This window comes from Aquabacterium sp. UBA2148 (genome assembly GCF_002328915.1).
In the GTDB taxonomy this organism is placed as follows: domain Bacteria; phylum Pseudomonadota; class Gammaproteobacteria; order Burkholderiales; family Burkholderiaceae_C; genus Aquabacterium; species Aquabacterium parvum.
The window spans coordinates 1-12,943 of record NZ_DCXA01000250.1 but is presented as its reverse complement, the minus strand read 5'-3'; the positions used below and the strand labels follow the sequence as shown (position 1 = coordinate 12,943).

Below are 12,943 nucleotides of genomic sequence, written 5' to 3'. Positions count from 1 at the left end.
CGGGCTCTCCAACACACCAAACCACTCAGGGAACCCACCATGGCCATCAAGCCCGCAACCGCCTTTGCCGCCGCCGCCCTTGCTTCGCTCGCATTCGCCGCACCCGCCCAAGCCGAGCTCCAGACCTGGCGCCTCACCGCTCAGTCCTACGACGTTCAGGCCGGCTCCACCGCGCCGGCCTTCGCCGAAGTCGGCAAGAGCTTCGCCATCGATTTCGTGTTCGACACCGAGGTGCAGTCTCGGGAGGGCTGGGGAGGCGTGTTTGAAGGGGTGGTCAAATCGTTCACCGTCAACGGCATCACGTCTGAAGCCGTGGGTGACATCCTGGCGGACGGTGCTGGCTTGAACGTTTTCGGCAGCTGGCCCAGCGCCCCCCGCAGCGATGGGCTCACCGGCATCGGCCTCTCCGACCTCAGCGACGTTTTCTACCCAGACGTCGCCTCGGCCCTGAAGGGGTTCGCGACCTCTGTGCCCACCGGCTCGGCCAGCCTGCGATTGAACTTCGTTGATTCGGCGGTTTCGGCCCAGCCGATCTCGTTCGTCATGACGTCCGTGCCCGAGCCCTCGGCTGCATGGCTGCTGCTGGCGGGCCTGCCTTGGCTCGCCATGAACCGCAAGCGCCTCAGCGCAAGCTGAATCAGACCGCGAATCGAGAGCCGGCCAGTCCGGGCTCTCCAACACACCAAACCATTCAGGGCACCCACCATGGCCATCAAGCCTGCATTCGCCGTTGCTGCGGCAGCCGCCACATTCGCACTGCTCGCCTTCGCCGCACCCGCTCAAGCCGAGCTCCAGACCTGGCGAATGACGGCCACGTCCACAGGGGTGAGCGATCAATCGATCGTCCCGTCGGTTTTTGAACTTGGCAAGAGCTTCACCGTCGATTTCGTGTTCGACACCCAGGTGCCGGCTTTGGAAGGCTGGCCTGGCACGTTTGTGGGGGCGATCAAATCGTTCACCACCAACGGCATCACGTCTCAAGCCGTGGGCGACATCCTGGCCACTGGTGAAGGCATCAACGCCTTTGGCACCTGGCCCAGCGCCCCCCGCAGCGATGGACTCACCGACGTCTCCTTCCACAACTTCGACGCGGCTTTCCACCCCGACGTTGCCTCGGCCCTGAAGGAGTTTGCGACCTTCGCCCCCACCAGCTCGACCGGCTTGCAATTGAACTTCGTGGATCTGACCGTTTGGGCCCAGCCGACCTCGTTCGTCATGACGTCGTCCGTGCCCGAGCCCTCGGCCCCCTGGCTGCTGCTGATGGGCCTGCCCCTGCTCGCCCTCAAGCGCAACCGCAGCAACGCCACCGCCTGACCCAAAGCGCGCCCACCCACGCACGAACTCACACATCGCACGCCACCAGCGAGGCGGAAAAAGGGCGGAGGCGCTGAGCGGGCGGGCGCCTGGGTGGCGCAGAGGGGCGCAGCGGCAAGGTGGGCGCGCGCCAGCGCGCTTCGTGATCTGACTGGCCCGAGTTGTTTGAACGCAGCGCCCGCAGGGCGCGAAGTGAGTTCGAGGGCCCCACCTTGCCGTGAGCACCGCATGGGAGTCCTGCCGCAGGCAGGACCGCCACCCTTGAAGCCCGACCGCACAGCGCCGCAGCCCCCGCCTCGCGTTCTCACGACAAAGCGCCAACCCCAGCGCACGACAAAAGAAGCCAACCCTTGTAGTGCCAGCCCTACAAGCAAATCACACCCACCCCGATCCCCAAAACCCAGCCCAATTCCTAAAGTGAGCTCCACCCGCCACAAGCCGGCCAACCAGCCAGCCGCCCGCCCAGGAGCCCACGATGACCCGTCACTTCGACCCCTACGACGCCGATCGCCCCCTTCGCCTGAGCTGCGCCTGCGGCGGTGACCACGCCCCGCAGGATCACGACAGCGCCTCCCGCCAGGACGCCATCGACACCCTCAAGGCCCGCAGCGAAACCGAAGCCTTCGAGTCCTACTCGCGCGACTTCATCGAAGCCAGCCTGGTCAAGGCCCTCTTCCCCCAAGAAGCCACCCGCCGCCGCTTCCTGCGCGCCGTCGGCAAGGGCACCGCCATGTCGGCGATCGCCAGCGTGCTGCCCGTGGCCAGCCTGCAAGCCATGGCCCAAGAGGCCGCCCCGCTTGAGAAGAAAGAACTCAAGATCGGCTTCATCCCCATCACCTGCGCCACCCCGCTGATCATGGCCCACCCCCTGGGCTTTTATAAAAAGCAGGGCCTGGACGTCAGCGTGGTCAAGACCGCCGGCTGGGCGCTCATCCGCGACAAGATGCTCAACAAGGAGTACGACGCCACGCACTTCCTGTCGCCCATGCCGCTGTCGATGAGCATGGGCCTGGGCTCGAATGCGAAGCCCATGCACGTGGCCACCATCCAGAACACCAACGGGCAGGCCATCACACTGGCCAACAAGCACAAGGACAAGCGCGACCCGAAGATGTGGAAGGGCTTCAAGTTCGCCGTGCCCTTCGAGTACTCGATGCACAACTTCCTGCTGCGCTACTACGTGGCCGAAGCGGGCCTGGACCCGGACCGCGACATCCAGATCCGCGTGGTGCCGCCGCCCGAGATGGTGGCCAACCTGCGCGCCGGCAACATCGACGGCTACCTGGGCCCCGACCCCTTCAACCAGCGCGCCGTGTTCGAAGAAATCGGCTTCATCCACCTGCTCACCAAGGAGCTGTGGGACGGCCACCCCTGCTGCGCCTTTGGCACCAGCGCGGAGTTCATCCAGCAGAACCCCAACACCTTCGCGGCGCTGTACCGCGCGGTGCTGACGTCGGCCGCCATGGCCCGCCAGCCCACGAACCGCGAGCTGATCGCCAAGGTCATCTCGCCGCGCGAGTACCTCAACCAGCCCGAGGCCGTGCTGATGCAGGTGCTCACCGGCAAGTACGCCGACGGCCTGGGCAACGTCAAGAACGTGCCCGACCGCGCCGACTTCAACCCCATCCCCTGGCAGTCGATGGCGGTGTGGATGCTCACGCAGATGAAGCGCTGGGGCTACGTCAAGGGCGAGGTCAACTACAAGCAGCTGGCCGAGCAGGTGTTCTTGCTGACCGACGCCAAGAAGCAGATGAAGGCCCTGGGTGAAACGCCGCCCGAAGGCGCCTACCCCGGCTTCAAGGTCATGGGCAAGGCGTTCGACCCGGCCAAGCCCGAGGCCTACATCAACAGCTTTGCCATCAAGCGCACCTGAGGCCCACGCACCATGGCTGTTCAACTTCCCTGGTGGCGGGGCGAGGGCTTTCGGGCCGCGCTGCTGTCGCTGATCCTGCTGGGCGTGATCCTGGGCGTGTGGCACCTGGCCACGCTGCCCAAGGCTGCCACCGGCCCAGCGCTGAGCCCCGAGCAGATCGAGTACCTGAAGCTCATGGGCAAGGACCCGGCTGCGCAAGGCGACTCGGCGGGCAGCAACTTCCCTACCCTGGCGCAGATGGGCCGAGTGATGTGGGAGCACGTCACCGATCCCTTCTACGACAACGGCCCGAATGACAAGGGCATCGGCATCCAGCTGGCTTACTCGCTGGGCCGCGTTGGCTTGGGCTACCTGATCGCCATGCTGATCGCCATCCCGCTGGGCTTTGCCATCGGCATGTCGCCCCTGGTGCACCGCGCGCTCGACCCGTTCATCCAGGTGCTCAAGCCCATCTCGCCGCTGGCCTGGATGCCGCTGGCGCTCTACACCATCAAGGACTCGGCGGCTTCGGGCATCTTCGTGATCTTCATCTGCTCGATCTGGCCGATGCTGATCAACACGGCCTTCGGCGTGGCCAGCGTGCGGCGTGACTGGCTCAACGTGGCGCGCACGCTCGAGGTGTCCAAGTGGCGCACGGCGGTGGAAGTGATTTTGCCCGCAGCGGCGCCCACCATCCTCACCGGCATGCGCATCAGCATGGGCATCGCGTGGCTGGTCATCGTGGCCGCCGAGATGCTGGTGGGTGGCACGGGCGTGGGCTACTTCGTGTGGAACGAGTGGAACAACCTCTCGCTGCCCAACGTGATCTTCGCCATCCTGGTCATCGGCCTGGTGGGCATGGTGCTGGACGCGGCTTTTGCCCGTCTGCAAAAGGCGGTGACCTATGTCGACTGACTTCCTGAAAATCGAAGGCCTGGGCAAGGCCTACCCGGGTGCCAGCGAGCCGGTGTTCGACGGCGTGAACTTCACCATGCGCCGTGGCGAGTTCGTCTGCATCATCGGCCACTCGGGCTGCGGCAAGACCACCATCCTCAACACCCTGGCGGGGCTGGAGCACAGCAGCACGGGCCACGTCTTCATGGACGGCCGCGAGGTGACGGCCCCGGGCCTGGAGCGCGGTGTGGTGTTCCAGGGCCACGCGCTGATGCCCTGGCTGACGGTGCGCCAGAACATCGCCTTCGCGGTGCGCTCGAAGTGGCCGGACCAACGCAAGGCTGAGATCAATGCGCACGTCGAGAAGTACGTGCAGCTGGTGGGCCTGGGCCACGCCATCGACAAGCTGCCATCGCAGTTGTCAGGCGGCATGAAGCAGCGCGTGGGCATCGCGCGGGCCTTTGCCATCGAGCCCAAGATGCTGCTGCTCGACGAGCCCTTTGGCGCACTCGACGCGCTCACGCGCGGCACCATCCAGGACGAGCTGCTGCGCATCTGCTCTGAGACGCAGCAAACGGTGTTCATGATCACGCACGATGTGGACGAGGCCATCTTGCTGGCCGACCGCATCCTGCTCATGAGCAACGGGCCGCGCGCCCGCGTCGCCGAGATCGTGGGCAACACCCTGCCGCGCGACCGCACCCGCGCCGGCCTGCACCACGACCCGCAGTTCTACCCGCTGCGCAACCACCTGGTCGACTTCCTGGTGGCGCGCTCCAAAGACCTGAGCCATGGCCGCGCGCCCGAGCATCCGCCCGAGGTGCGGCCCGGCCTGGTGACCGCTTGAGCCGCTTGCTTGAGGTGCTGATTGCCGAGCTGATTGATGCGCCGACTTGGTCGACATGCGCACCCGCCGAACCCCATGAACCCCTGGATCAGACGAATCAAAAGAACCTGAGGACCCCGAAATGAGCGCCCAACTCACCCCCACCGCCGATGCCCAGCCGGACGCCCCCGTGCTGCGCCCGCCCTTGCCGCCCTTCACCGAAGAGACCGCGCGCCTGAAGGTGCAGATGGCCGAAGACGCCTGGAACTCGAAGGACCCGGCGCGCTGCGCAGCCGCCTACACCGAGGACTCGTGGTGGCGCAACCGCAGCGAGTTCTTCACCGGCCGCGAAGCCATCAAGGCCTTCCTGACGCGCAAGTGGGCCAAGGAGCACCAATACCACTTGAAAAAGCGCCTCTTCGCCTTCGAAGGCAACCGCATCTCGGTGTGCTTCGAGTACGAGTACCACGACGACGCCGGCCAATGGTGGCGCGCCTACGGCAACGAAAACTGGACCTTCGACGAGCGCGGCCTGATGGCCCGCCGCGAGGCCTCGATCAACGACGTGGCGATCAACGAAGCCGATCGCCAATTCAAGTGACCCGCTGAACCCTTACCGACCTCACATCGACATCTCACAGAAAGGACCACACCATGAACCGCGAAGACGTGACCGACCTCATCATCCAAGCCAAGGTCAGCAAGGGCATCAAGTGGGCCGACGTGGCCCCCAAAGTGGGCCTGAGCAAGGAGTGGGTCACCGCCGCCTGCCTGGGCCAGATGACGCTGACCGCCGAGCAGGCCGCCGCCATCGGCGACATCTTCGACCTGCCCGAAGAGGCCCGCCTGTGGCTGCAAGAGGTGCCTTACAAGGGCTCGCTGCCCACCAGCGTGCCCACCGACCCGCTGATCTACCGCTTCTACGAACTCATCAGCGTCTACGGCACCACCTTCAAGGCCCTGATCCACGAAGAGTTCGGCGACGGCATCATGAGCGCCATCGACTTCAAGATGGACCTGCAGCGCGAGGCCAACCCCATGGGTGACCGCGTCAACATCGTCATGTCGGGCAAATTCCTGCCGTACAAGACCTATTGATGGCCCATTGCAGGGCCGGTGCTGCAGCGGCATGCGGCAGGTGGGCTGAGCGACAATGCGCGTCCCCTGTTCGTTCGGAGCCCCTTGCATGTCCCGCCGGTCCTTTGCCCTCCTGCCTGGCCTCTTGAGCTTGAGCGCGGCCCTGCATGCGCAGCAGGTGCCAGCAGAGATGCCAGCCGCCCCCGCGGCCACCGAGGCCACCCAGCCCGCGGCCGCGCCACAGCCCGATCCCCTGGCCTGGGTCGGCCGCATGACCGCCTCGCTGTCTGCCACCTCGGGCAACAGCCGCTCGCGCGCCGCCCAGGCGGACGTCGACGTCTCGCGCAAGAAGGACGGCGGCAAAACCACCCTGACCGCCCTGGTCAGCGAAAGCCAGAGCGGCAAGAAGCAAGACCGCGAGACCACCGCTGGCAAATGGGCGGGCACCGCCCAGCACGACCGAGACATCGACCCCGAGCACTTTGCCTTCGCGCGCATGGGCGTCGAGCACGACCGCGTCATCGAGCTGAAGTTGCGCACCCAGGCCGCCCTTGGTCTGGGGCGCCACCTGATCAACGAGCCCGATCGCACGCTCGACGTGTTCGCCGGTCTGGGGCGCACCGTCAGCCGCTACCGCGAAGAAAAAACCATCGGCGGCGAGACAGACTCGCGCTTTGCCAGCAACAGCCTGCTCATCGGCAACGAGTACACCGCGCAGTTCACGCCCACGGTCTCGTTCAAGCAAAGGCTGGAGGGCTACCTGTCGGTCGACGGCGACCGCAACCACCTCTTCAAGCTCAGCGCCGCGCTCAACGTGGACATGACGCGCACACTGGCCCTGACCATCGCCTTGACCGACACCTACAGCAGCCGCGTGGCCGCCGACCAGCGGCGCAACGACATGGCCCTGACCACCGGCCTGTCGGTCAAGATCGGCCCTTGATCAGGGCGCGCTGACGAGCTCTTCGTCGCGCTCCTTCCAGCGCTCGCGGATCTCGAGCACTTGGGGCAGGATGCCCATGAACAGCTCGACGAGTCGCGGGTCGAAGTGGCGGCCCGCATCCTGGCGCAGCTGCTCGGCCGCGGCTTCCACCGTCCAGGCGCGCTTGTAAGGGCGCGCGGTGGTCAAGGCGTCGAACACGTCGGCCACCGCCACGATGCGCGCGCTCATCGGGATCGCGTCACCTGCCAGGCCACGCGGGTAGCCGCTGCCGTCCCACTTCTCGTGGTGACACCAGGCGATCTCGCGCGCCAGCGCCAGCACCTTGGAGCGGTGCTCACCGATGATGTCGGCGCCGATCTGAGGGTGGGTGCGCATGACCGCCCATTCTTCGGGGCTCAGGGGCCCGGGTTTGAGCAAGATGGCGTCGGGGATGCCGATCTTGCCGATGTCGTGCATGGGCGCGGCGGTCAGCAGCTCTTCGGCGTCGACCTCCGACCAGCCCGCGCTCAAGGCCAGCAGCTGAGCGTAGTGGCTCATGCGGATGACGTGCAGGCCGGTTTCGTTGTCCTTGTACTCGGCCGCGCGACCCAGGCGCTCGATGATCTGCATGCGGCTTTCACGCAGCTCGTCCATGCGCACCAGCGACAGGTGCGTGCGCACGCGGGCCCGCACGATGGGCGGACTCACGGGTTTGGTGATGTAGTCCACGGCGCCCAGCTCGAAGCCAGCGGCTTCGTCGTCGGTGTCGGCCATGGCGGTCACGAAGATGACCGGGGTGTCTCGCGTGGCTGGGTCGGCTTTGAGCGCGCGGCAGGCGTCGTGGCCCGTCATGACCGGCATCATCACGTCCAGCAAGATCAGGTCGGGCTGCTCGGTCTGGGCCAGCTCGACGGCTTTGGCGCCGTCTTTGGCGAACAGCAGGCGGTAGTCGTTCTGCAGGATCTGGCGCAGCACCTGGAGGTTGGTGGCCTCGTCGTCGGCGATCAACACGGTGGGGCGGCGGCCTGGGGTGGGTTCAGCCATGGTGTCAGGCCTCCTGTGGGGTCAGGGCGTCGAGCCAGGCGCCCAGCTCGCGGGCGGCGGCCTCGAAATCGAAGTCGTCGGCGGCCTGGCGGGCCGCTTGCAGCAGCGTGGGGTTCGGAGCGGCGCGGGCGCGCTCGCACAGCGTCTCGAGCAGCTCGTCGAGGCATTCGCCACGAGAGAAGGCCTGTTGCAGGGTGCGGGCGTCGGCCTGCAAGGCCTGCAGGCTGACTTCGTCCAGCGCTTTGTCCAGCGTCTCAGGGGCGGACGTGCTGTCGTCGGGTGCGGCGGGCTCGGAGCTGGCCTGTGCCCTCAAGGCGGCCACGTGGTTCACCGTGGACAGCAGCGCCTGGCTCAGCGCGCTCCACGCATCGGCCAGCTCGTCGGTGGGCGCGTTGGCTGGCAGGGCCTCGAGCCTGGCTGCGGCCGCGCTCAGGTGCGGCAGGCCCAGGTTGCCGGCCACGCCCTTGATGCGGTGGGCTTCGGCCCGTTGCAGGGCGGGGTCGTCACCACCTGACAAGGTGCCGGCTTGCTGCGCAAAGCGGAACAGCGCGGTCTGCCAGCTCTCGATGTCGCCCCAGCGGCGCACGCCTGCATCGGGGTCGAGCAGGTCACCGGCGGTGTCGATGGCCAGGCCTGCTTGAGCGGCACCCGGCGTAGCACCCGGCGCAGTGTCCATCGAAGTGGTGGCCTGGCTGGTCGAGCCGCAGCCGGTGACCCGGGCGATCTCGTGGCACAGCGCGTCGATTTCAAGCGGCTTGGTGGCGAAGCCGTCCATGCCCGAGGCCTGCGCGGCATGGCGGTCCTCGTCCAGCACGCTGGCGGACAGGGCGATGATGGGGGTGCGCCGCCCACCAAGACGCGCTTCCAGCTCGCGGATGGCGCGGCTGGCGCTCAGGCCATCCATCACGGGCATCTGAACGTCCATGAGCACGATGTCGAACGCCTGCTCGGTGAACAGCGCCAGCGCCTGCTGGCCATCGTGCGCGGTCGTGACCTGGTGGCCGTCGCGGCCCATCACCAGGCACAGCAGTTCGGTGTTCTGAGGCACGTCATCGACCACGAGCATGCGCAGGGGGGGCAGCCGCACGGCGCCGCGTGAGCCCGATGGGGCCGATGCGCCCGCGTGGTCTGGCGCCTGGCCCATCGGCAGCGGCAGCTCGACATGGAAGGTGCTGCCCACGCCGGGTGTGCTCTCCACCCAGATGCGCCCGCCCATCAGCTCGGTGAGCTGCTTGGCGATGGTGGTGCCCAGGCCGGTGCCGCCAAAGCGCCGGCTCATCGAGGCATCTGCCTGGGTGAAGGCTTCGAAGATCGAGGCCAGCCTGTCGGGGGCGATGCCGATGCCGGTGTCGCGCACCTGGAAGTGCACGCGATCGCCGTCGCGGGCGCAGCTCAGCGCCACCTCACCGGCTTCGGTGAACTTGATGGCGTTGCCCAGCAGGTTGAGCAGGATCTGGCGCAAACGGTGCGGGTCGCCCACCACCGTGTCGCCCACCTCGGGTGGCACCTGGCCATGCAGGCGCAGCGATTTGCGCGAGGCCTGGATGGACTGCTCCGCACAGAGCTGGCCCACCAGCTCGGGCAGCGAGAAGGGCAAGGATTCCAGCTCCAGCGCGCCCCGATCGAGCTTGGAGCTGTCCAGGATGTCGTTGAGCAGGTGCAGCAGGCTGCGCGCCGATTTGCGCACCGTCTCCAGGTGCTTGCGTTGGGTGGCTTGCAGCTCGCCATCGAGCACGAAGTCGGTGAAGCCCAGGATGGCGTTCATCGGTGTGCGGATCTCGTGGCTCATGTTGGCCAGGAAGTTGGTGCGGGCTTGCGCGGCTGCTTCGGCCTTTTCCTTGGCGCGCACCAGCTCTTCTTCCATCATGCGCCGCTCGGTGATGTCCAGCAGCACGCCATCGATCCACTTCACGCTGTTGTCGGCCGCGCGCGCGATGCTGCCGTTGCCCCAGATCCAGCGCAGCTCACCGCGCTTGGTGCGCAGCTGGAACTCCAGCACGAACGGGGTTTCTGCGTCGGCCGCCTGCTTGACGATGATGCCGATGCGCTTGACGTCCTCGGGCGAAACCAGGCTGGCAAAGCTCACCTCAGGGGGCGAGCCCATGAAGGCCGCCGTGGGCCAGCCCGTGATGCGCTCGGCCGCATCGCTGATGTAGACCATGGGCCAGCCTGGCTCCATGCGGCAGCGGTACGAGATGCCGGGGATGTTGGAGATCAGCGAGCGGAACTGGGCCTCGCGGTCGCGCAGCTCCATCTCCATGTGCTTGCGCTCGCTGATGTCGCTGACGAAGGCCACGTACAGGCGCTCTTGCAGCGAGGCCATGCGCCCCATCATCAGTCGGATCGGCACGCGTCGGCCATCGGCGCGGTAGCAGTGGCTCTCCAGCTCGATGCCCATGGCCCGCGAGACCTCGTCCAGGAAGCGGTCGAAGGAGTCGATGGCCATCGACTTGTAGGGCTCGACCATGATGCGCGTCACGCTGTGGCCCATGATCTCGCCCACCGGCACACCGAAGATGCGCTCGGCCGCTGGGTTGAACTTGTGCACCGTGCCCTGCTCATCGAAGACGATGATGGCGTCCATGCTGGTGTCGGTGATGGCGCGCAGGCGCTCTTCCTTGGACTCCATGCGCGCGAGCAGCTGTCGGTAGCGAGCCAGGCCCACGGCGGCGCCCACCAGCACGCTGGCCACCACGGTGACCAGGGTGATGCCCAGCGACAGCGGGATGCTGTTGGGCGTGCTGGTGTTGACGCTCAGCGTGGCCGTGCCCACAAAACGCGCGGCGGCCATGCCCGTGTAGTGCATGCCAGAAATGGCCATGCCCATGACACCCCCCGCAGCCCAGGTCAGGCGCCAGCCGTCGTACCGGGGCAGGCGAACGGCCAGGCCGTGGCGCACCCACAGCGCCAGCACCGCCAGTGCCACGGCCACCACGATCGACAGCGCGAACCCCCAGGGGTCGTAGCGCAAGGCGGCCGACATCTGCATGGCGGCCATGCCTGTGTAGTGCATGGCCCCGATGCCCGCGCCGACCAGCACCCCGGCGATGACGCGTTCGCGGGTGCTCACGTGCTCGTTCGACAGCAGCTTGAGCGCCACCCACGAAGCGGCCACGCTGGGCAGCACCGAGGCGGTGGTCAGGTCGGAGTCGTAGGTGACGGTGGTGCACAACTGGTAGGCCAGCATGCCGATGAAGTGCATGCCCCAGACCCCGCAGCCCAGCGCCAGGCTGCCCGCCAGCAGGGTCACCGAGCGCAGTCGCGACTGTGTGAGCACGCGCGCCTGCTCGGTGGCGTGCAAGGCCATGGTCGAGGCGAAGATGGCCAGGCACACCGACAGCACGACCAGCATCGGGTCGTAGGTGCCATACGGCAGCAGGCTGGGCGCATCGACGCCCGGGAGCAGGAAAAATCGGTCCATGAGGCCACCATGGGTTGGGTGGCCCACTGTGCCGCGCGACGCCCTCGCCCGTTTGGCCGAACAAAGCGCCCACCGTGTGGCATTTCACGCTTTGTTGTGCAAGCCGCGCCTTCAGCGCGGAGGGTGGCTCAAGGCGCGCTTCGCGGCCACAGCACCCACATGGCCAGCGGCTGTTTGGTGCGCCCGGCCTGGGCCAGCGCCTCGTCGCCCCAGCCCCAGAAGAAGTCGGCCCGCACCGCGCCCAGGATGGCGCCGCCCGTGTCCTGGGCCATGGCCAGGCGGCGCAGCGGCGAGGCGGGCGGCATGCCGCCGGCCACCCAGGTCTGCGGCATCGTGCTGTCGAGCCAGACCGGGGTGCCCAGGGGCACGCTGTCGCGGTCGACGGCGATGGAGCGGCCGGGTGTCAGGGGCACACCTTGGGCTCCGTTGGGCCCGGATGAGGGGGCGGTCAAGGGTTCTTCGCGGAAGAAGACGACGCGCGGGTTGGCCGCCATCATCTCGCCCACCCGCGCGGGGTTGGCCTGGGCCCAGTTGCGGATGGCCGGCCAGGAGGCCTGCTCCAGCGTGAAGGCGCCCTGGTCCACCAGCCAGCGCGCCACCGACTGGTAGGGTTGGTCGTTGTGGCCGGCAAAGGCCAGGCGCACGACCTTGGGGTTGCCCTGCGGGCTGAGCTCGTCGAGCAGGCGCACGCGGCCCGAGCCCTGCACCTGGATGAGCAGCACGTCCAGCGGGTCGGCCAGCCAGACCACCTCGCGCCCGGCGATGGCGGCGCGCCCTTCCGGGGTCGATTCGAGCTCGGCGCGGCTGAAAAAGGGCTTGCGCTGGCCCAGGCCAGCTGGCGGGCGGTGCAGCGGCCAGGCAAAGCGCGCGTCGGGTGTGCGGCGGCCTTCCAGCAGGGGCTCGAAGTAGCCGGTCAGCAGCCCGCTGGCCTGGCCCTCCAGCGAGGTCACGCGCCAGGGCTGCAGCTGGGTCTCGACCCACTGACGCACGAAGTCGTCGCCCACGCGCTGGCCCCAGTCCGGGCCCAGGCGGCGGGCCTCGTCACACAGTGCCTGCCAGCCCGCAGCGGGTTTGACGCAGCCCTTGACCAGGGCAGGCCACCACTCACCCAGTCGGTCGGCCTGCCAGCCGGGCATGTCGCTCCAGGCGGCCTGCACCCAGCGGGCCTTGGCGCGCAGCAGGCTGGGGCCTTCGGGCACGGGTGCCCCCTGCGAGTAGCCAGGCACCTGCGTGATGGGTGCCGCGCCACCGCTGCGGGTAGGCACGAGGCTGCCGCAGGCGCTGAGGCTTCCTACAATGGCCAGGGACAGGGTCAACCGGACCCACAACTTTCTTCTCGACGGGAACACGCAAGGCATGGGACTGATTGTGCTGGAAGCCGCGCTCGCGCTGGCGGTGCTGGTCTTCCTGATCTGGTGGACGATGTTTTCCGGGCGCCGTGGTGGCGAGTGGCACGACGGCGGGCTGGACTCGACGCTGGGCGAAACCCCGCCCCAGGCGGCACCCGACGCGCAGGCGAAGCAGGGCGAGTCGCTTCAGCCCCCCGAGCGCGGTGGCACCAGGAAGGACATCGGCTGACGCAACACGCGCCGG

General features: G+C 67.6%; 12 protein-coding genes. 9 read left to right on the top strand and 3 right to left on the bottom strand.

Translation table 11 applies throughout. The annotated features are described in order from the left end of the window. Positions 1-39: 39 nt before the first annotated feature. The 8 genes from B2W70_RS13885 (at position 40) to B2W70_RS13850 (ending at position 6,906) form a co-directional block, all read left to right on the top strand. Positions 40-636 carry a PEP-CTERM sorting domain-containing protein gene (locus B2W70_RS13885; RefSeq protein ID WP_286746558.1) on the top strand — a complete coding sequence of 199 codons (597 nt, stop codon included), beginning with the start codon at positions 40-42 and terminating at the stop codon, positions 634-636. Positions 637-705: 69 nt separating this feature from the next. Further along, positions 706-1,314, top strand: a complete 609-nt coding sequence (locus B2W70_RS13880; RefSeq protein ID WP_286746556.1) for a PEP-CTERM sorting domain-containing protein — start codon at positions 706-708, stop codon at positions 1,312-1,314. Positions 1,315-1,789: 475 nt separating this feature from the next. Then, positions 1,790-3,187 carry a CmpA/NrtA family ABC transporter substrate-binding protein gene (locus B2W70_RS13875; RefSeq protein WP_286746554.1) on the top strand — a complete coding sequence of 466 codons (1,398 nt, stop codon included), beginning with the start codon at positions 1,790-1,792 and terminating at the stop codon, positions 3,185-3,187. A gap of 12 nt (positions 3,188-3,199) precedes the next feature. Continuing rightward, the gene (gene ntrB / locus B2W70_RS13870; RefSeq protein ID WP_286746552.1) at positions 3,200-4,081 is read left to right on the top strand and encodes a nitrate ABC transporter permease; all 882 of its coding nucleotides are present in this window, start codon (positions 3,200-3,202) and stop codon (positions 4,079-4,081) included. Then, positions 4,071-4,907 (top strand): ABC transporter ATP-binding protein, encoded by an 837-nt coding sequence (locus tag B2W70_RS13865; protein WP_286746550.1) that lies wholly within the window; start codon positions 4,071-4,073, stop codon positions 4,905-4,907. Before ntrB ends, B2W70_RS13865 begins: the two co-directional genes overlap by 11 nt. 121 nt (positions 4,908-5,028) lie before the next feature. Then, complete coding sequence (locus B2W70_RS13860) at positions 5,029-5,487, top strand: nuclear transport factor 2 family protein (RefSeq protein ID WP_286746548.1); 459 nt, start codon at positions 5,029-5,031, stop codon at positions 5,485-5,487. Between the two features lie 53 nt (positions 5,488-5,540). Continuing rightward, positions 5,541-5,984 (top strand): cyanase, encoded by a 444-nt coding sequence (gene cynS / locus B2W70_RS13855; RefSeq protein ID WP_286746547.1) that lies wholly within the window; start codon positions 5,541-5,543, stop codon positions 5,982-5,984. A gap of 88 nt (positions 5,985-6,072) precedes the next feature. Then, positions 6,073-6,906 carry a DUF481 domain-containing protein gene (locus tag B2W70_RS13850; RefSeq protein WP_286746545.1) on the top strand — a complete coding sequence of 278 codons (834 nt, stop codon included), beginning with the start codon at positions 6,073-6,075 and terminating at the stop codon, positions 6,904-6,906. Here B2W70_RS13850 and B2W70_RS13845 read toward each other — a convergent pair whose 3' ends face one another. From B2W70_RS13845 to B2W70_RS13835, 3 genes are all read right to left on the bottom strand, one after another. Then, the gene (locus B2W70_RS13845; protein WP_286746543.1) at positions 6,907-7,929 is read right to left on the bottom strand and encodes a response regulator; all 1,023 of its coding nucleotides are present in this window, start codon (positions 7,927-7,929) and stop codon (positions 6,907-6,909) included. A 4-nt stretch (positions 7,930-7,933) separates the two neighbouring features. Continuing rightward, positions 7,934-11,350, bottom strand: a complete 3,417-nt coding sequence (locus B2W70_RS13840; RefSeq protein ID WP_286746541.1) for an MHYT domain-containing protein — start codon at positions 11,348-11,350, stop codon at positions 7,934-7,936. A gap of 128 nt (positions 11,351-11,478) precedes the next feature. After that, positions 11,479-12,666 (bottom strand): murein transglycosylase A, encoded by a 1,188-nt coding sequence (locus B2W70_RS13835; protein ID WP_286746539.1) that lies wholly within the window; start codon positions 12,664-12,666, stop codon positions 11,479-11,481. A 40-nt stretch (positions 12,667-12,706) separates the two neighbouring features. Here B2W70_RS13835 and B2W70_RS13830 point away from each other — a divergent pair, with 40 nt between their 5' ends. Then, entirely contained in the window at positions 12,707-12,928 is a 222-nt protein-coding gene (locus tag B2W70_RS13830; RefSeq protein WP_286746537.1) for a hypothetical protein, read from the top strand. Positions 12,929-12,943 lie beyond the last annotated feature (15 nt).

Bases quoted from the DNA above. Each gene is read 5' to 3' on its own strand.
- B2W70_RS13885 (WP_286746558.1), top strand. From the start codon at position 40: ATGGCCATCAAGCCCGCAACCGCCTTTGCCGCCGCCGCCCTTGCTTCG.
- B2W70_RS13880 (WP_286746556.1), top strand. From the start codon at position 706: ATGGCCATCAAGCCTGCATTCGCCGTTGCTGCGGCAGCCGCCACATTC.
- B2W70_RS13875 (WP_286746554.1), top strand. From the start codon at position 1,790: ATGACCCGTCACTTCGACCCCTACGACGCCGATCGCCCCCTTCGCCTG.
- ntrB (WP_286746552.1), top strand. From the start codon at position 3,200: ATGGCTGTTCAACTTCCCTGGTGGCGGGGCGAGGGCTTTCGGGCCGCG.
- B2W70_RS13865 (WP_286746550.1), top strand. From the start codon at position 4,071: ATGTCGACTGACTTCCTGAAAATCGAAGGCCTGGGCAAGGCCTACCCG.
- B2W70_RS13860 (WP_286746548.1), top strand. From the start codon at position 5,029: ATGAGCGCCCAACTCACCCCCACCGCCGATGCCCAGCCGGACGCCCCC.
- cynS (WP_286746547.1), top strand. From the start codon at position 5,541: ATGAACCGCGAAGACGTGACCGACCTCATCATCCAAGCCAAGGTCAGC.
- B2W70_RS13850 (WP_286746545.1), top strand. From the start codon at position 6,073: ATGTCCCGCCGGTCCTTTGCCCTCCTGCCTGGCCTCTTGAGCTTGAGC.
- B2W70_RS13845 (WP_286746543.1), bottom strand. From the start codon at position 7,929: ATGGCTGAACCCACCCCAGGCCGCCGCCCCACCGTGTTGATCGCCGAC.
- B2W70_RS13840 (WP_286746541.1), bottom strand. From the start codon at position 11,350: ATGGACCGATTTTTCCTGCTCCCGGGCGTCGATGCGCCCAGCCTGCTG.
- B2W70_RS13830 (WP_286746537.1), top strand. From the start codon at position 12,707: ATGGGACTGATTGTGCTGGAAGCCGCGCTCGCGCTGGCGGTGCTGGTC.